Origin of the sequence: Commensalibacter communis, assembly GCF_947179015.1 — a bacterium.
Classification (GTDB): domain Bacteria; phylum Pseudomonadota; class Alphaproteobacteria; order Acetobacterales; family Acetobacteraceae; genus Commensalibacter; species Commensalibacter communis.
In genome coordinates, this window is sequence record NZ_CAMXCM010000001.1 from 384,890 (window position 1) to 401,458 (window position 16,569).

Genomic DNA, 16,569 nt, shown 5'->3' on the forward strand with positions numbered 1-16,569 from the left:
ATGTTATTTAATTGCCTTCTAATAATGTTTGGTAATCTTTTTGTAAAGGTAAGAAAGAAAATTTTAAAAGACTAACAATGATTTTAGCTGGTTAGAATATATCCATTATGTTGAAAGATAATTTTGTTATTGATTTCAAGTAAAGTAATTGTGCTAAGTATTTCAGTGGCTGAATAAGAAAGATGACGAATAATTAAATCAATAGGGATCGGTGTTGTCGACAGTAAAGCAATGATTTCATCTTCTATTGAATTGCATGTTGTTTCTTGAATGGTATCCATTGATTGTTTGTCAATTGTGGCAATAGAAGGCTCTATATCAGTAAATAAATCTGGTTTAAAAGGTTTATGATTGTTTGTAATGAATGGTGAAAGCTCTGGAATAATATCCAACGCACTTTCCGTAAGAACTGCACCCATTCGTATCAGATTATTGCTGCCTTTACAGCGTGGATCCAAAGGTGATCCAGGCACAGCAAAGATAGGTTTGTTATAATTTAACGCAAGTTTGCTTGTAATCAGACTGCCAGAATTCAGAGCAGCTTCAATAACGACACATCCATGACATAGCCCTGCAATTAATCTGTTTCGACGAGGGAAATGAGTGGCTTGGGGAGAAGTGCCAAATGGAAATTCTGATATAATAACGCCTTTGTCGGCAATTTGCTTTTGTAGTTTTTCATGCTCTGTTGGATAAACAATATCGATCCCGCATGCAATGGCTGCAATTGTAAAGCCTGTATATAAAGCACCTTTGTGTGCAGCCTGATCGATGCCTCTGGCTAAACCAGAAGTGACACCAATCGAATGTGCTGCTAAATCAGCAGCAAGACTTTCTGCGATACGAATACCGTGCATTGACGCATTTCTGGCTCCAACAATTGCAATATTTTGCTGATGTAGAAAACCTGCGTTTCCCAAAACAGTAAGGACTGGAGGAGCATCATCTAATTGGGTCAATAATGCAGGATAGTCATCAAAGCCGTGAATGAGAAATTGTCCTTGAAGTTCAAAAGTTTTCTCAATTTCTTCAATGATAATAGAGAGAGGCGGTGGCGAAAAATACGTAGAGTTTTTTTTGTTTCTGAGTAACGAAGGTAATATATCTAAAGCTGCATCAGGTGTGTGATATTTTTTTAATAGCTGATGAAAGCGAATAGCTCCGATACCGTCTGTTCTTGCTAACCTTAAATAGGAAGATAGCTTTTGAATAGACAGGTTTTTGGATATCATTTTAGTCATTCGATGACTTTGATAAGGAAGATTGCTCTTTTTTATCTCCAATACGGGGTTCCGTGCCATCCATCAGACGTTGAATATTGGCGTGGTGCCGCCAGATAACCAACAGACTTATGATTAGGCTTGGAAAGAGTAGAGGTGCTTTTAAGTCAAACTGGGATTCAATCATAACTAATAATGGCCACGCGATAAACGCTGATAATGCACCCATTGAAGAAATTTTCGATAATTTAGCGCCTAAAAGCCAAATAGCACAGCATAAAGCGCCAGAAATTGGTGTTAACGCAAGTGCGGCACCAAGGCCCGTTGCGACACCTTTGCCGCCTTTAAAGCCTAACCATATTGGGAAGCAATGTCCAAGCACCACACAAATAGCAGCAATCGAAATCGCGGGATTAAGATTAGCCAGGCCAAAAATATACCCGCAAGCTACTGCAAATGTTCCTTTGCCCATATCGCACAATAATGTGAGTGCTGCGAGTTTTTTATTACCTGTTCTTAGCACATTGGTTGCCCCAATATTGCCAGAGCCAATTTTACGAATATCCCCCATTCCGCCGAGTTGACTGATAAGCATCCCAAAAGGAATGCTGCCAATAAGATAGGATATCAACGCAATTCCGCCCATTAAAGGCATTTGAGAAGGGGGGATATGCCACATCATGATGATTGCCTCGTATAAACACGACGACCAGATTTCCACGTACCTAAAACAATCCCAGGCAGTTCACGATTATCAAAAGGTGTATTTTGTGCACGTCCTGGTAATTTTCCAGCTTCAACCAGCCAAGTTTGATCGGGATCAAATAAACAAAGATCAGCATCAGCCCCTATATTCAAGGTTCCAAAATGTTGATCTAATAACGCTGCGGGACGATAGGTTAATAACGATAATGCATCCGACAAGGAAAGATTGCCTTCTTTAACCCGTAATAAAGTGACACTTAATAAAGTGACTAATCCTGTGCCACCAGCAGCAGCTTCAGCAAAAGGTAGTCGTTTATCATCAACATCACGGGGAAGATGATCTGATGCAATCGCATCAATTGTCCCATCGGCAAGCGCTTGGCAAACAGCTTGACGGTCTTCTTCAGATCTTAATGGTGGTGATAATTTTGCATAAGTACGAAAATCACCGATAGCTTCTTCATTCAGATCGAAATATACAGGAGCAGTGTCGCAACTGATGGGTAATCCTTTGGCTTTAGCTTGGCGAATTAACTCCAGCCCTTCGGCGGTGGATATATGACCAAAATGTAAACGGCATCCTGTCAATTCAGCAAGACGCAAGTCTCTGGCAATCATGATGGCTTCAGCCGCAGCAGGAATAGAAGGCAATCCTAATTTGGTAGCCAACTCACCGCGAGTGGCACTGCCATTTCTAGCAAGAGAAGGATCCTCTGGATGTTGCACGACAAGGCAATTATATCCTCTGGCATAAGCCATGATGAGCATCATGAGGCGTGTATTTTCGAGGGCTTTGTTTCCATCAGTGAATGCAATTGCTCCCGCTTCATGTAATAAACCGATTTCAGCCATTTCTTTGCCTTCGCACCCGACACTCAGTGCACCGTAAGGTAAAATATTGACAGAATGTGTTTCTTCCCCTTTGGCTTTGAGTAGAGTTACTAATGCAGGGTTATCAATGGCTGGTTTGCTATTCGGCAAAATTGCCATCGTGGTAATTCCGCCAGCAGCACTGGCTTCGGCAGCTGTAGCAATTGTTTCACGATATTCATAACCTGGTTCGCCAACAGTGACGCGCATATCGACTAGACCAGGACACAGTACAGCGCCTTGCCCATCAATAAGTTCACACTCTTCGGGTGGCTTTTCTGTTTCTGGAAGATCGACAGCAGCAATCTTGCCTTCTTTGACAAGTAAACATCCCAATTTATCCAACCCAGATTTAGGGTCAATTAAGCGCACATTGGTAAAAAGCAATGGTTTCATGGTTGTGCCTTTATCTGAGAGAATTTTTCGAGAACAGCCATGCGAACAGCAACACCCATTTCAACTTGCTCTTGAATAACGCTTTGTACAGGGTCGTCTGCTACATTACTGTCGATTTCTACCCCGCGGTTTAATGGACCAGGATGCATAACCAAAGCACCTGATTTAGCAAGGTTAAGGCGACGGCGATCCAATCCAAAGAAACGGAAATATTCTCTGCTACTGGGGACGAGACCAGCTTGCATTCGTTCTTTCTGCATTCGTAACATCATAATAACATCAACGCCTTTAATCCCTTCGTCCATAGAATAGTAAGGGGTGGCGCCCATTTTTGTAATCGTTAGTGGCAATAAAGTTGGTGGACCAATGACGCGTACGTTGCAACCCATTGTATTTAAAAGTAAAATATTTGAACGAGCTACTCGACTATGTAAAATATCACCACAAATTGCAACGGTTAATCCTGATAATTTCCCGTAATGGCGACGAATAGTAAGCGCATCTAACAATGCTTGTGTGGGGTGTTCATGCATCCCGTCACCTGCATTAATGACGCTGGCATCGACTTTTTGAGCTAAAAGGGCTGGCGCGCCAGAGTGAGCATGTCGAATAACCAATAGATCAGCACGCATTGCGTTTAATGTATAAGCTGTATCTAATAATGTTTCCCCTTTGCTGACAGAGGAGGTGGAGACAGACATATTAATCACGTCAGCGCCTAGTCGTTTTCCTGCTAATTCGAAAGAGGTTCTGGTTCGTGTGCTATTTTCAAAAAAGAGCGTAATCAGAGTACGTTCTCTTAATAAGGTCCTAGGCGTTTTCCTGGATCGATTAAGCAAAGCATAATTATCCGCTCGATCCAATAAAGACTCTATGTGATGAGGGGATAAGCCTTCTATTCCAAGAAAATGCTGTCCAAATGGATTATCCATTGGTTACGGCTCCTAATCTAGCCAAAACTTCCTCTTTACCTAAAGCGAGTAATGTATCATCAATTCCAGGAGACATGGTGCTGCCTGTCACGGCTGCGCGCAGAGGTTGGGCGACTTTACCCAACTTTAAAGATTCTTTTTCTGCAAATTCGTGAAGAAGATGATTAATAGTTTCTTTGGTAAAAGGAGTTAATGTGGCAAGTTGCGATGCAAGTTTGCTTAACATATCACAATTTTCTTCGGTCAGTAATTTTTGTGCTTTATCTGTAAAAGATAGAGGGGTTTGAGCAAATATAAATTGTGAATTCTCAGCGAGTTCTACAAGGTTTTTAGCGCGTTCTTTAAGTCCTGGCATCAATGTTAATAGACGATCTTGATGGCTTTGATCTAGGATAAGATCAGGATTGTTTGAAAGGCGACTTACAACATCTTTAACGAGTCTTTGATCGTCCGCTTGGCGGAGCCAATAGCCATTGACATGCATTAATTTTGCATAATCCATACGAGAGGGTGAGCGTCCTACACCATCAAGATCAAAGAGTTTAATCTGTTCTTCACGGTCTAGAATCTCGTCGTCTCCATGTCCCCAACCCAAGCGTAATAAATAATTACAAAGCGCTTCTGGTAAATATCCTTCATCTCGGAATTCGACAACAGAGCTGGCACCGTGACGTTTGGAAAGTTTTGCACCATCAGGGCCATGAATGAGCGGAAGATGTGCAAAATTTGGAATATCCCAGCCCATAGCACGATAAATCATTAGTTGGCGAAATGTATTGGTTAAATGGTCATCTCCACGAATAACATGGGTAATATTCATGTCATGATCGTCACATACAACAGCATGTTGATAGGTCGGTGTTCCATCAGCACGTAGAATAATCATATCATCCAGTTCAATATTTGCGACAGTGACTTCGCCTTGAACTAAATCATTGAGAATGGTTTTTCCTTCGTGAGGTGCTTTAATTCTAACTGTGTAAGGCGCACCTTCTGGAGCTTCTGATTCGTCACGATCGCGCCAATAGCCATTATAACGAGGGGGTTTTCCCTCAGCTTGTGCCTTGGCACGCATATCGGCAAGTTCTTCTTGGGTACAGAAACATTTATAGGCTTTACCTGTTTCTAATAAATGTAAAGCCACTTCTTGATGCCGTTTAATACGGGTTGATTGATAGACAGGTTCTTCGTCTGGGGTTAATCCCATCCATGCTAATCCATCAAAAATAACATCTACGGCTTGTTGTGTAGAGCGCTCTTTATCTGTGTCTTCAATACGTAATAAAAATTGACCATTATGATGCTTGGCATAAAGATAATTAAAAAGTGCTGCGCGAGCATTTCCAATATGGAGTAAACCTGTGGGGCTTGGGGCAAAACGTGTACGAACTGTCATAAGCGTCTTTCTTGAGTGCGCAAATTGAAAATAAATTTTGTATAAACGATCATACTATAATTATTTAAATCATATATGTGAAGTCTAGTTTCGTATTTGTTGTTATATTTTTCATCCCGTTAAGGATATGGGCGTTTCTTGACCGAATAATTAAAAAATCAATTAAAGCTGTTCAATTTTAATGATGTATTATGATCTGAGAATGGAGATGCAGAATGAATGAGCAAAAAGAACGTCAGGAAAGAAAAATTCAACGTGGTAGAATACCGGCGCCGCGTTTATATGGAATATTGGCAAGATCAAAGAGAGAGGGAGTGATTTTGCGTCGAGGCCCTAAAGAATGGGTGCAACTTATTAACTGGAATCTTTCTAACGATACATTGGAACATGGGCAATGGTTAAAAGGGCGCGTTTATGAAAATCGGTGTGATTTATCGCCATCTGGAAAGTATTTGATATATTTTGCCACAGGCCAGCATGGTACTCGCAGAGGATATGTTGGAACAATGGTATCAAAACCGCCTTTCTTTACGGCGTTGGCATATTGGAAACATGGTGGTCATACATGGGGTGGAGGCGGTGTTTTTGAGAATGAAAAAACTATTCAATTAAATTATTATTGGGATGAGCAAATACTAGCAGATGGATTTTCCGTGCCTTCGTCTATTCGTGTTAAACCTTTTGGAGAACAATCGGGCAAAGGTGAAGATTGGCCTGTTTATTATCATAGGCAATGTCGTGATGGATGGATAATGATACAAGAAGGGAAATGCCATCGTGCTTCCGCTGATATGACATATTTTTGGTATTTCGATCCTGTGATGATTTTTGAAAAAGTAAATAAAAATGGCTTCAAATTACAACAAATATGGCGCTGGATAGGAAGGCAAAATAAGCCTCATCTAGAGTCCGATTATGTGATTTTAGATCCGAATACTCGAATTCGTTTACAACTTGAGAATTTGACTTGGGCAGATTGGGATCAAGGGAATTTAGTTTTTGCTAAAAATGGATGTTTATATCGTCTTTCATGTAGTAAAAAAGGACATTTTCCACCTGTAGAAGAACAATTTTTTAAATTGATTTATAATTTTAGAAAGAACTCTTTTGCGCCATTAAAGGCGCCACTTAAAGTATGTAAGTGGTAACTCTTTTAATTAATCGTTTATTTTATTTTTCAATCCTTTCAAGATAAGTTGATCTGCCGAAATATATTTTCTTATTGTTGTTCTTTGAAATGTTGTTTACCAATAGTTATGGAAATTTTTTTCTATTAGAAGAAATTTATATCCTAAAATAGAATTATTTTTCTACGATTGTGAAAAAAGTAGAAAAATGATGGTCATAATTTTTAAACTTGGTTTTGGGGGACAAAGATGAAATTTGCATATGATCCCAGTCACTTTAGAGATAATACAACAATAACTGAAATGATTCACAAGGTTGCTGATCTCGGATATGAATATATTGAGATGTCTCCTCGTGTAGATTTTTGCCCTTTTTATGGATTTCCTAAAGTCGACAAAGCAACGATACAAACCGTAAAAAAAACTCTGTCTGAAACGGGAGTAAAGATATCTTCTTTATTGCCTTTGTATCATTGGGCTGGACCAGAGGAAGATCGCCGTCAAGCAGCGGTACGCAATTGGAAAAGAGCGATTGAAATTGCTGTAGAGTTGGGCGTTGATCTGATGAATAGTGAATTTTCAGGATCAAAATATCAAGCGGATGTTTCAGAGGAAATGTTTATTCGCTCGATGGATGAATTATTACCTATATTTGAAAAAGAAGGCGTTCGTCTAAATTTACAAGCACATCCTTATGATTTTATTGAAACCAATGCGGGTGCAGTGAATATGATTAGAGCACTTGATAAACCTTGGATCAAGCTAGTTTATTCAACAGCACATGCTTTTTATTATGATGATGGTGTTGGTGATATTAATGCTCAGTTTGATGAGGCTGGGGATCTAATAGACCATGTTTTATTTGCAGATACATATAATCATAAAGCAGCCTTTGGATTACGGTATATTGTTAATCCACCCGATGCAAAAGTAACCATTCATCAGCATTTAAATATCGGTGAGGGTGAAGTTGATTTCGATACGATTTTTAAAAGACTGCGAGCCATGAAATTTGATGGGATTGCAACCAATGCTGTCTTTGCATGGTCAGATAAACCACAAGAATCTTCAGATTTTATGAAGAAAAAATTAAAAGAAGGTCTTGGAATATAATGTTTAACATTGATGCTGCCTTCGTTTAACGCTGGATAAAATCATACTATTTCACTGTTTTTCAATGCAAGGCAGCATTTTAATTTCTTAGCAAATTTAAATAATAAAGGTTTAAGAATATGATTAATGGTGAAAGTAAAATTGCACGATTGCGTTGGGGTATGATCGGTGGTGGTCGTACGGGACAAGTCGGCTATAAGCATCGTACGGGCGCGTTAAGAGATGGAACTTATCAACTCGTTTGTGGCGCTTTCGACCTTGATGTAGAGAGAGGTCGTGAGTTTGGGGTAAATATTGGTGTTGCATCAGATCGTTGTTATGCGGATTACAAGGAATTAATTGCCAAAGAAACAGCACGTCCAGATGGTGTGGAGGTGGTTTCTATTGCAACGCCTAATTTCACGCATTTTGAAATTACCAAAGCATTTTTAGAAGCTGGCTTGCATGTTATTTGTGAAAAACCATTATTTTTTACGGTGGCAGAATGTGAAGAAGTTCGAAAAATTGCCGAAGCAAAAGGGTTAATAGTCGGGGTAACTTATGGGTTTACAGGACATCCATTGGTTGAACAAATGGCTATGATGGTTAAAAAGGGAATGCTTGGTGATATTCGGATTGTTGATTTGCAATATACACATGGATTTAATGCTGGGGACGATACCAATGCCAGCGAAGCACAAAAATGGAGAACCAACCCCAAGACTTCTGGTCCAACATTTGTGCTAGGGGACATCGGAACACATCTTTATTATCTTTCAGAAGTCGTGTTGCCACATTTAAAAATCGACAAACTGCTTTGTGATCGTAAGGCATTTATTCCAACGCGTGAACCTTTGGAGGATCATGCAACAGTATTAATGCATTATGATAATGGTGCTCGTGGACATTTATGGGTTTCTTCGGTTGATGCAGGGAATATGCGTTCGCATCGTTATCGTTTTGTTGGGTCTAAAGCATCGCTTGAATGGACAGATTCTTTTCCGAACCAATTAAGCTATGAAGTGCAGGGCGAGCCTGTCAAAATCTTGCATCACGGTATGCCTTATCTAGAAGATGAAACGAATGCGATTGATCGCATGGGGGCATTACATACCGAAGGGCTAGGAGATAGCTGGGCAAATATTTATTTATGGATTGCTCAAGCTATTGATGCCAAGAAAAGAGGAGATGAAGCCTTTTTGAAAACGCATCGTTATCCTGGGATCGAAGCAGGGACAGAGGGTGTTCGTTGGCTTGAAAACTGTGTTCGTTCTGCGGATGCAGGGGCAGTATGGGTTGATTTTAAATAAACTATTATAAGAGAAGTGAATAGAATGAAATTATCAATTTGTACTGATGTGATGGCGGACCTTTCTTTTGTAGAAATGTTGGATAAGTGCGTCAAACTTGGTGTTGAAGGCATTGAGATGACGGGTGGCGGCTGGTCTCGTGCGCCACATTTTAGAGCCGATGAATTATTGGCTGACAAAGGGTTGCTCAAACAAAAACTAAATGAAATTAAAGCCAGAAATCTTGAAATTGCAGCGTTAAATTGTTCAGGCAACCCATTGGATCCAGGAGGAATGGGAAAACGTCATTTAAAAGAAATCGAAGACACTATTCGATTAGCTGGAGAAATTGGCGTTAAGAAAATCGTTACTATGTCTGGTTTGCCCGAGGCTGCCCATGGCGATACAGTTCCAAATTGGCTGGTTTACACCAAAAGTTGGCCAGGGGAGATGCCTGAGCGAGATCGCTATCAATGGGAAGACAGAGCTTTTCCTTTGTGGCATCATTTGGTGAAATTGGCTGACGAAGTGGGTGTCGAAAAATATGCCCTTGAGAATTTCTCGGCAATGTTGGTTTGGAATCCAGAAACACTTTTTCGACTGCGCAATGAAGTGGGAGAAAAGATTGGAATGAATTTAGATCCTTCACATTTAATATGGATGGGTGCTGATCCAATTGCTTCAGCCAGAGCATTAGGAAAAGCTATTCATCATTGTCATGGTAAAGATACCCGTATTGAACGTGGATTAGCGGATGTGAATGGGTTGCTTGAAACCAAAGAAGTGACAGATGTTGCTAATCGTGCTTGGAACTATGTGGCGGTTGGGGCAGGTAAAGATTTGCAATGGTGGAAAGAATTCTTCTCGGTCGTCAGGATGGTTGGATATAATGGTTGGGTCAGCTTAGAAATGGAAGATTTTACGATGTCTACTGAAGCTGGTATTCAAACATCCATTGATGCTTTGCAAGCAACGATTAGTCGGTAATTTTATTGTATCACCTATAGAATATTTGTTTAAAAGATTAATATTGTATATTAATATATACCTTATCTATATATTAATTTTATTAAGGCTAACAATATTCAAGCTATATTCTATAGGATGTATCAATATTTATATATTGAAACTGAATCGCTGAGATTATGGATTCCTATTGCTTTTGCCGTTGGGTGTTTAGCTTATTTCTTACTACCTTTTGAACCATCTATCATTTGGGGATGTATATTTTCTGTTATAGGATTAACAGCGGTAATCATAATCCGTCGTTATTACACGGCGTATTTAGGTCTTTATCAAATCAGCTGGACAATTACACTAATAGCGTCGGGGTTTTGCTTGGCATGGTTGCAAACCTACCGCCAAGAACCTTTTTATGCGGTGCCCTCTCGTGCGACGGTTGTCCAAGGACAAATTCAGTCTATTGAATATTTAAATAACGGTAAGAAACGGATTACGTTACAGCAAGTTCGTTTTAAAACAGCACCAGAATCAGACCAAAAAAAATGGGAAAGAGTGATCTTATTCACGCTTTCTAAAAAAGATAATCAGTCTTTACGAAGTGGTGATTTGGTGCAGGCGAGAGTTATGTTGCATCGCCCTGCACCTCCTCAATATGTAGGAGGCTATGATCTACAATTTCGATCTTGGTTTAACAATATAGGAGCATATGGATACGCTCTAGAACCTGTAAAACTTATTTCTGTTCATCCTATTTACTCGATACAAAGTCTAAGAGAGAAAATTGCAGCACATATTCGAGAAATAAATGCTGGTTCTGCAGGGATTATTGCGCAAATCTTGCTGACAGGCATGGGTGGAGAATTATCCCCTGATGTGCGTCATGTATTTGCTGCTTCTGGACTGGCGCATCTATTGGCAATTGCTGGATTACATTTGGGCATTGTGATGGGGATTGTTGCTTTTACAGTACGGTGGTTATTGTTGCGCAGCCAAACTCTGACATTATACTGGCCGATAAAATCGATTGCGATTATCGTTGGATGGACTGTCGGATGTGGTTACTTGGTGCTAACAGGATTGCATATTCCAGCAATGCGAAGTCTATTAATGGCCAGTATTGTGATGTTGGCTTTACTTTGCAATCGTTCGGTGTTTTCTAAATATAATTTGATGCTGGCTGCCTTATTTCTTTTGTTGCTTTCGCCAGCTTCTGTATTGGATGTGTCATTTCAGATGTCAATGACGGCGGTGATGGCTTTGGTTTCTGGATATCAGTTGGTTTATCGGTGGTTAGAGAAATACCAACAGATTAACTCTTGTTTATTCCGATTTATTAAAGTTTATATTCTGGAAGGGGCATGGGTTAGTATTTTGGCAGGAACCGCTGTGGTTCCTGTGGTGATGTTTTATTTTCACGAATTAAATCTATATTTTGTCTTTGCAAATTTAATCGCAGTTCCTTTAATGGCTTTGTGGGTTATGCCTTTGGGATTATTGACCTTATGCACAATGATTTTTGGGTTTGATTATATTTTCTTAAAGCTTATGACCTTTGGAATAGATTGGATTATTTGGTTAGCAGAGCTTGTTTCCCATTTACCTTATGCCAGTGTTTCAGTTCCTAATTTTCCTGCTTGGGGATACGCACTTTATTTTCTAGGGCTGTGTATTTTATGTTTATGCATAACAGCTATACGTTGGTTTGGTATAATCGTGATGATAATCGGCATATCGTCTATTTTTTGTATAACCACACCAACTATTATAACGTCACCTAATGGAAGAATGATAGGGGTCAATCACCAGCATCGATTGTTGATGGTCTGTCAAGGAGGATGTGATCCGATAGCCGTGGAAGAATGGCGTAAAATTACAAAACTTACAGAAGCCAAAGTAATATCTTCCAATACCATAGAGGCAGGAATATATTGTAATAAGGATTATTGCTTTATCAAAAGAAAGAGGATTTTGATTTTATTAAAGAGTATTCCAAAGGATCAACAAGAGAATTTATGTCGATCAAGTCTCATTGAATTATCTTTCTTGTGGAATGAGTCCTCTTGTAAAAATATTCCTGTTATCAATAAAAAAGAAAATTGGATTAATGGCGCACATAGTATCTGGCTAGATCCTCTAATAATAAACACCGATATATATAATAGGGGGCAGCGACCTTGGGTTATGGAACCTATTCAGAGGGGGGTTCCTAAAATGCCGATGGCACAGCAGGAATAATATTATAAGGTAGAATTAAACAAAGAGTTTTATGAATCAGTTACTATTCTTAAGTTTGTATAGTCATAAATACTTAAATAAATTTTAGGCTAGCCAATATACTTAAATTGCTAAATTTTTATTTGGATAATGGCAAACAGCAGTAGCAGGACAACGCCAACATTCGGGTTTCCTGGCTTTACAAATATATCTTCCGTGTAAAATCAACCAATGATGAGAATCTCGTAATAATTCTTTAGGAATACGCCGAATTAATGCTTTTTCAACCGCAAGTACATCCTTTCCTATAGCAAGACCTGTGCGATTTCCCAATCTAAAAATATGGGTATCAACAGCCATGGTGCTTTGATTAAAAGCGATATTTAACACGACATTTGCTGTTTTTCGACCTACGCCAGGTAAGGCTTCTAACGCTTTTCTTTCTCCAGGAACATCACCATTATAATGTTCTAATAGCTGAGCCGACAAAGCAACTACATTTCTTGATTTCGCACGCCACAAACCAATGGAATTGATGTATTTTGCAACGCCTTCTTCGCCTAAGGCAACCATTTCTGAGGGAGTAGATGCAGCTTGAAATAGCTTGTCCGTTGCTTTATTGACCGATGCATCTGTTGCTTGTGCCGATAAAACAACAGCAACTAGCAATGTATAAGAAGAAGTATAATTTAATTCACTTTCTGCATCCGGATTTTCTTTGGCCAAAAGTTCAATAAAAGTCCGTACTTCTGCCAATGACATGGCGGTTACTTTTTTATCTGTTTCTACGCTTTTGCTTTTCATTGCGAAAAATTAAACTAACCCATAAAGCCCAATTGTTTTCCACCCATAATATGGAAATGGAAGTGAGGAACTTCTTGTCCAGAATCTCGACCTATGTTGCTGATAATACGATATCCGTTATCTTCCAGTCCTAATTCTTTGGCAACATAAGCAATGGCTTTGCTAAAGGCAACAAGCTCTTCTGGTGCAGCACGTTCAGCAAAATCAGAATAGCAAGTATACGGATTTTTAGGGATTATCAACGCATGGACTGGGGCTTGTGGAGCAATATCATGAAATGCAAGCACAAAGTCGTTTTCGTAAATTGCTTTGCATGGAATTTCTTTTCTTAGAATTTTTGCAAAAATATTTTGAGGATCATATTTTGAGATATTAATAGACATAGTTTGCTCCTTGCATGATTTATTTCAAAGGATCACTAGAACGCGCAGCTTTTTCTGCAATGCCGCTGGTTCCTTCTCTGCGATGTAGTTCTTGCCAAACATCATCAGGGGATACGCCTGCACTGACCCACATAACAAGTAAATGATATAATACATCAGCACTTTCGGTAATCAATTCTTTTTGATTGCCAGTGGCACATTCAATCAGACATTCGACGGCTTCTTCACCGAATTTTTCAGCAGTTTTTTTTGAACCTTTGGCCAGTAATTTTGCAGAATAGCTGGTATTGGGATCTGCATTTTTCCGTGAAAGAATCGTTTCATAGAGTTGATTAAGGATATCGGCGCTGATTTTTGGGCTCATCATTATCTTCTTTTGCTCTAATTCTTATTTCGATAAACGAACAGGAATGTTGTTTTGGGCGAGTTCTTGTTTAACTTGAGAGATCGTAAATTGCCCAAAATGAAAGACGCTTGCTGCCAGCAGCCCTGTAGCCCCTGTCTGTGCCCCTTCCGTAAAGTGATGTAATTCACCGACACCACCACTGGCAATCACAGGGATCTTAATGGTATTACAAACTGTTTTTAATAGTTCCAAATCGAAACCTTTGCCTGTTCCATCACGATCCATGCTGGTCAGTAAGATTTCACCAGCTCCACGCTCCGCCATTTGTTGACACCATTCAATCGCATTAATGCCCGTTGGATTACGCCCCCCATGGGTATAGATTTCCCAAGATCCTTTGCCATTAGAACGTGCATCAATCGCGACAACTACACATTGACTACCAAATTTATTTGCCGCTTCGTTGATAAGTTCGGGGGTTTTGATGGCAGCTGAATTGATTGCACATTTATCAGCCCCAGCCAGTAAAAGTGCGCGCATATCTTCGACACGACGAACGCCGCCACCAACTGTTAAAGGTAGGAATATTTTCTCTGCAGTGCGAGTCACGACATCCAGAATGGTATCCCTGTTTTCATGGCTGGCGGTAATGTCAAGAAACGTCAGTTCGTCTGCACCTGCTTGGTCATAAACTAATGCTTGTTCAACGGGATCACCAGCATCACGCAATGAAACAAAATTGACCCCTTTAACCACGCGACCATCTTTTACATCAAGACAAGGGATAACCCTGGTTTTTAACATGTTTCCAAGACCTTTAATGCTTCGGTAATATTCACACGCCCATCATATAATGCCCGACCAACGATAACGCCCTCAATACCGGGTTCTGTGTTGGCGACCTCACGTAAAGCACGTAAATGATCTAAATTGCCTACACCACCACTGGCGATGACAGGTATAGATAAATGGTGCGCTAATTCAGCCGTTTGTTCTAAATCTAATCCAGACAACATGCCATCTCGCTGAATCTCGGTAAAAATAATTGCTCCAGCTCCGCTGTCTTGTAATTTTAAAGCAAGATCGAGTGCTTTCATTTCAGAGGTCTCTGCCCAACCTTCGGTAGAAACAAACCCCGATTTGGCATCAATCCCAATCACGATCTGATTAGGAAATGCTTTACAAGCATCGTAAACCAGTTGTGGGTTTTTAACCGCGACACTGCCCAGAATAACGCGAGTAACCCCTTGAGACAACCAAAACTCAATGGATTGAAGGTCTCTGATGCCACCGCCAAGCTCTACTGGAACCTTTGAATTCGCAAGGATGGCTTGCACAGCTTCGATATTGACAGGTTTTTTAGCAAAAGCACCGTCCAAATCCACAACATGTAGCCATTTACATCCTTGCTGATGCCATTCTTTGGCTTGGCTTCCTGGATCATCTGAGTAAATGGTGGCTTGATCCATTTCCCCTTGGCGTAACCGAACGCATTGCCCGCCTTTTAAATCAATAGCAGGATATAAGGTTAATGGACGAGGAGCGGGATGTGATATCATAAAAAAAGAGCTTTCCTGATTATGAAGAGGAAGTATTTAAAAACGATTTATAAAGCAACAAGCCTTTAACAATTTGACCGTCTATTCTTTGATAGTAGGGATGGGTTGCCCAATGTTGATATTCATTTTGTAGATAAAATTGAAATAATTTTTTCTGTGTTTCATCAATAATAACATTGATGATCGGAAATCCGAGTTGCGAAATACAATGCTCCACTTTTGATAATAGTCGCTCCTCAACCCCTGCATTTAATGCATAGGGTGCAACGGTAAAGATATCGATCATTGCAGCAATTGAAGACGAATCTTTTTGCTTTGGTGGCGTCGTCACCTCGCAAATTCCAGTAATATTCCCATCTAAACGTGCAATGAATAAAATCTTTTCAGGTACTAACAACACGCCTTTGAAATAGTTTTCTACCTGATGACGAGGAGGGGGCTTTGTCCATTTACAATGATATCCAGCAATAATCGAGGCCTCTAATGCTTCAGATAGAGAATGAAGATCGTCTTCATTCTCCCAAGATACGAGTTTTTCGATTTCTATTTTAGGTAAAAGACCAGAAGTAAAATGATCCATTTTAAATCTTAATATGAATGATTAGGATAAGCGGAGTTAGTCTTCCATGTTAAAAAATTAGCAAGAATTCTCAGGCCGACTTCTTGGCTTTTTTCAACATGAAATTGTGTTCCAACCTTGTTGCCTTGGGCAATAATAGCAGGAATGGCTACTCCATCATAATCTGTTGTTGCGATAATAGTCTGTGAATCAGCGTTGGTTAATGCATAAGAATGCACAAAATAAGCATGATTACCAGGGTCTATTCCTTCAAGAATGGGATGCTGATTTGGTTTAAATTGTAATTCATTCCATCCCATTTGAGGTAGGGGTAAATTCTTGGGCTTCATTTGAGCGATCTCACCTTTTACCCACCCTAGACCCTCAGTGATATGATGTTCCAGACCTCTTTGTGCCATTAATTGCATACCAACGCAAATTCCCAAAAAAGGAGTTCCTTGGTCGGTGCTTTGTTCTATCGCGGTTAAAAGGTGAGGGATATTCTTTAATCCATTCATACAGTCTGCAAAAGCACCTTGACCTGGCAATATAATTCGATCTGCATTAAGGATTGTGTCTGGATGATTGCTGATTTCTACATCAACAGATAAATTAATTTGTTGGGCTGCATACAGGGCAGCACGTTGTGCAGAGGCAAGGTTGCCGCCATTATAATCAATCACAACGATTTTAAGAGAAGGATGGGACATTATA

General features: G+C 39.8%; 17 protein-coding genes. 5 read left to right on the forward strand and 12 right to left on the reverse strand.

All coding sequences use genetic code 11. The features are described 5' to 3' along the window. Positions 1-83: 83 nt before the first annotated feature. The 5 genes from dprA to gltX are packed head-to-tail and all read right to left on the reverse strand — an operon-like array spanning position 84 to position 5,519. Positions 84-1,241 (reverse strand): DNA-processing protein DprA, encoded by a 1,158-nt coding sequence (dprA, locus tag PQG54_RS01810; RefSeq protein ID WP_271789174.1) that lies wholly within the window; start codon positions 1,239-1,241, stop codon positions 84-86. Next, positions 1,234-1,902, reverse strand: coding sequence for a glycerol-3-phosphate 1-O-acyltransferase PlsY (plsY, locus tag PQG54_RS01815; RefSeq protein ID WP_370866879.1), 669 nt, complete (start codon positions 1,900-1,902; stop codon positions 1,234-1,236). The genes dprA and plsY overlap by 8 nt, the downstream gene beginning before the upstream one ends. Continuing rightward, positions 1,899-3,191 (reverse strand): dihydroorotase, encoded by a 1,293-nt coding sequence (locus PQG54_RS01820; RefSeq protein WP_271789173.1) that lies wholly within the window; start codon positions 3,189-3,191, stop codon positions 1,899-1,901. The genes plsY and PQG54_RS01820 overlap by 4 nt, the downstream gene beginning before the upstream one ends. Beyond that, complete coding sequence (locus PQG54_RS01825; protein ID WP_271789172.1) at positions 3,188-4,123, reverse strand: aspartate carbamoyltransferase catalytic subunit; 936 nt, start codon at positions 4,121-4,123, stop codon at positions 3,188-3,190. Before PQG54_RS01825 ends, PQG54_RS01820 begins: the two co-directional genes overlap by 4 nt. Continuing rightward, the gene (gene gltX, locus PQG54_RS01830; protein ID WP_271789171.1) at positions 4,116-5,519 is read right to left on the reverse strand and encodes a glutamate--tRNA ligase; all 1,404 of its coding nucleotides are present in this window, start codon (positions 5,517-5,519) and stop codon (positions 4,116-4,118) included. The genes PQG54_RS01825 and gltX overlap by 8 nt, the downstream gene beginning before the upstream one ends. A 215-nt stretch (positions 5,520-5,734) precedes the next feature. On the opposite strand from gltX, the gene PQG54_RS01835 reads away from it, so the two are divergent. The 5 genes from PQG54_RS01835 to PQG54_RS01855 all read left to right on the forward strand — a co-directional run bounded on the left by PQG54_RS01835 (position 5,735) and on the right by PQG54_RS01855 (position 12,225). Continuing rightward, a complete protein-coding gene (locus PQG54_RS01835; RefSeq protein ID WP_271789170.1) occupies positions 5,735-6,667 on the forward strand; it encodes a hypothetical protein in 933 nt (310 codons plus the stop codon). A gap of 228 nt (positions 6,668-6,895) precedes the next feature. Further along, entirely contained in the window at positions 6,896-7,759 is an 864-nt protein-coding gene (locus PQG54_RS01840; protein ID WP_271789169.1) for a sugar phosphate isomerase/epimerase family protein, read from the forward strand. A 119-nt stretch (positions 7,760-7,878) separates the two neighbouring features. Beyond that, positions 7,879-9,048, forward strand: coding sequence for a Gfo/Idh/MocA family protein (locus tag PQG54_RS01845; protein WP_271789168.1), 1,170 nt, complete (start codon positions 7,879-7,881; stop codon positions 9,046-9,048). Between the two features lie 24 nt (positions 9,049-9,072). Further along, positions 9,073-10,014 (forward strand): sugar phosphate isomerase/epimerase family protein, encoded by a 942-nt coding sequence (locus PQG54_RS01850; protein ID WP_271789167.1) that lies wholly within the window; start codon positions 9,073-9,075, stop codon positions 10,012-10,014. Positions 10,015-10,131: 117 nt separating this feature from the next. After that, the gene (locus tag PQG54_RS01855; RefSeq protein ID WP_271789166.1) at positions 10,132-12,225 is read left to right on the forward strand and encodes a ComEC/Rec2 family competence protein; all 2,094 of its coding nucleotides are present in this window, start codon (positions 10,132-10,134) and stop codon (positions 12,223-12,225) included. A 102-nt stretch (positions 12,226-12,327) separates the two neighbouring features. Here PQG54_RS01855 and nth read toward each other — a convergent pair whose 3' ends face one another. Genes nth through hisH form a run of 7 tightly spaced genes read right to left on the reverse strand, consistent with a single transcriptional unit; the run spans position 12,328 to position 16,565 of the window. Then, a complete protein-coding gene (gene nth, locus PQG54_RS01860) occupies positions 12,328-13,008 on the reverse strand; it encodes an endonuclease III (protein ID WP_271789165.1) in 681 nt (226 codons plus the stop codon). 14 nt (positions 13,009-13,022) lie between these two features. Further along, entirely contained in the window at positions 13,023-13,391 is a 369-nt protein-coding gene (locus PQG54_RS01865) for a histidine triad nucleotide-binding protein (protein ID WP_271789164.1), read from the reverse strand. A gap of 19 nt (positions 13,392-13,410) precedes the next feature. Further along, complete coding sequence (locus PQG54_RS01870) at positions 13,411-13,755, reverse strand: phosphoribosyl-ATP diphosphatase (RefSeq protein WP_271789530.1); 345 nt, start codon at positions 13,753-13,755, stop codon at positions 13,411-13,413. Positions 13,756-13,779: 24 nt separating this feature from the next. Continuing rightward, the gene (hisF, locus tag PQG54_RS01875) at positions 13,780-14,541 is read right to left on the reverse strand and encodes an imidazole glycerol phosphate synthase subunit HisF (RefSeq protein ID WP_271789163.1); all 762 of its coding nucleotides are present in this window, start codon (positions 14,539-14,541) and stop codon (positions 13,780-13,782) included. Continuing rightward, positions 14,535-15,296, reverse strand: coding sequence for a 1-(5-phosphoribosyl)-5-[(5-phosphoribosylamino)methylideneamino]imidazole-4-carboxamide isomerase (hisA, locus tag PQG54_RS12415; protein ID WP_306421359.1), 762 nt, complete (start codon positions 15,294-15,296; stop codon positions 14,535-14,537). Before hisA ends, hisF begins: the two co-directional genes overlap by 7 nt. A gap of 19 nt (positions 15,297-15,315) precedes the next feature. Continuing rightward, entirely contained in the window at positions 15,316-15,876 is a 561-nt protein-coding gene (locus PQG54_RS12420) for a hypothetical protein (RefSeq protein WP_306421358.1), read from the reverse strand. 8 nt (positions 15,877-15,884) lie between these two features. After that, the gene (hisH, locus tag PQG54_RS01885; protein ID WP_271789162.1) at positions 15,885-16,565 is read right to left on the reverse strand and encodes an imidazole glycerol phosphate synthase subunit HisH; all 681 of its coding nucleotides are present in this window, start codon (positions 16,563-16,565) and stop codon (positions 15,885-15,887) included. Positions 16,566-16,569: the final 4 nt, after the last annotated feature.

Coding starts and splice junctions, on each gene's coding strand:
- hisA (WP_306421359.1), bottom strand. CDS start 15,296: ATGATATCACATCCCGCTCCTCGTCCATTAACCTTATATCCTGCTATT.
- PQG54_RS01865 (WP_271789164.1), bottom strand. CDS start 13,391: ATGTCTATTAATATCTCAAAATATGATCCTCAAAATATTTTTGCAAAA.
- dprA (WP_271789174.1), bottom strand. CDS start 1,241: ATGACTAAAATGATATCCAAAAACCTGTCTATTCAAAAGCTATCTTCC.
- gltX (WP_271789171.1), bottom strand. CDS start 5,519: ATGACAGTTCGTACACGTTTTGCCCCAAGCCCCACAGGTTTACTCCAT.
- PQG54_RS01840 (WP_271789169.1), top strand. CDS start 6,896: ATGAAATTTGCATATGATCCCAGTCACTTTAGAGATAATACAACAATA.
- PQG54_RS01850 (WP_271789167.1), top strand. CDS start 9,073: ATGAAATTATCAATTTGTACTGATGTGATGGCGGACCTTTCTTTTGTA.
- PQG54_RS01845 (WP_271789168.1), top strand. CDS start 7,879: ATGATTAATGGTGAAAGTAAAATTGCACGATTGCGTTGGGGTATGATC.
- plsY (WP_370866879.1), bottom strand. CDS start 1,902: ATGATGTGGCATATCCCCCCTTCTCAAATGCCTTTAATGGGCGGAATT.
- PQG54_RS01820 (WP_271789173.1), bottom strand. CDS start 3,191: ATGAAACCATTGCTTTTTACCAATGTGCGCTTAATTGACCCTAAATCT.
- nth (WP_271789165.1), bottom strand. CDS start 13,008: ATGAAAAGCAAAAGCGTAGAAACAGATAAAAAAGTAACCGCCATGTCA.
- PQG54_RS01825 (WP_271789172.1), bottom strand. CDS start 4,123: ATGGATAATCCATTTGGACAGCATTTTCTTGGAATAGAAGGCTTATCC.
- PQG54_RS01835 (WP_271789170.1), top strand. CDS start 5,735: ATGAATGAGCAAAAAGAACGTCAGGAAAGAAAAATTCAACGTGGTAGA.
- PQG54_RS12420 (WP_306421358.1), bottom strand. CDS start 15,876: ATGGATCATTTTACTTCTGGTCTTTTACCTAAAATAGAAATCGAAAAA.
- hisF (WP_271789163.1), bottom strand. CDS start 14,541: ATGTTAAAAACCAGGGTTATCCCTTGTCTTGATGTAAAAGATGGTCGC.
- PQG54_RS01855 (WP_271789166.1), top strand. CDS start 10,132: ATGTATCAATATTTATATATTGAAACTGAATCGCTGAGATTATGGATT.
- hisH (WP_271789162.1), bottom strand. CDS start 16,565: ATGTCCCATCCTTCTCTTAAAATCGTTGTGATTGATTATAATGGCGGC.
- PQG54_RS01870 (WP_271789530.1), bottom strand. CDS start 13,755: ATGAGCCCAAAAATCAGCGCCGATATCCTTAATCAACTCTATGAAACG.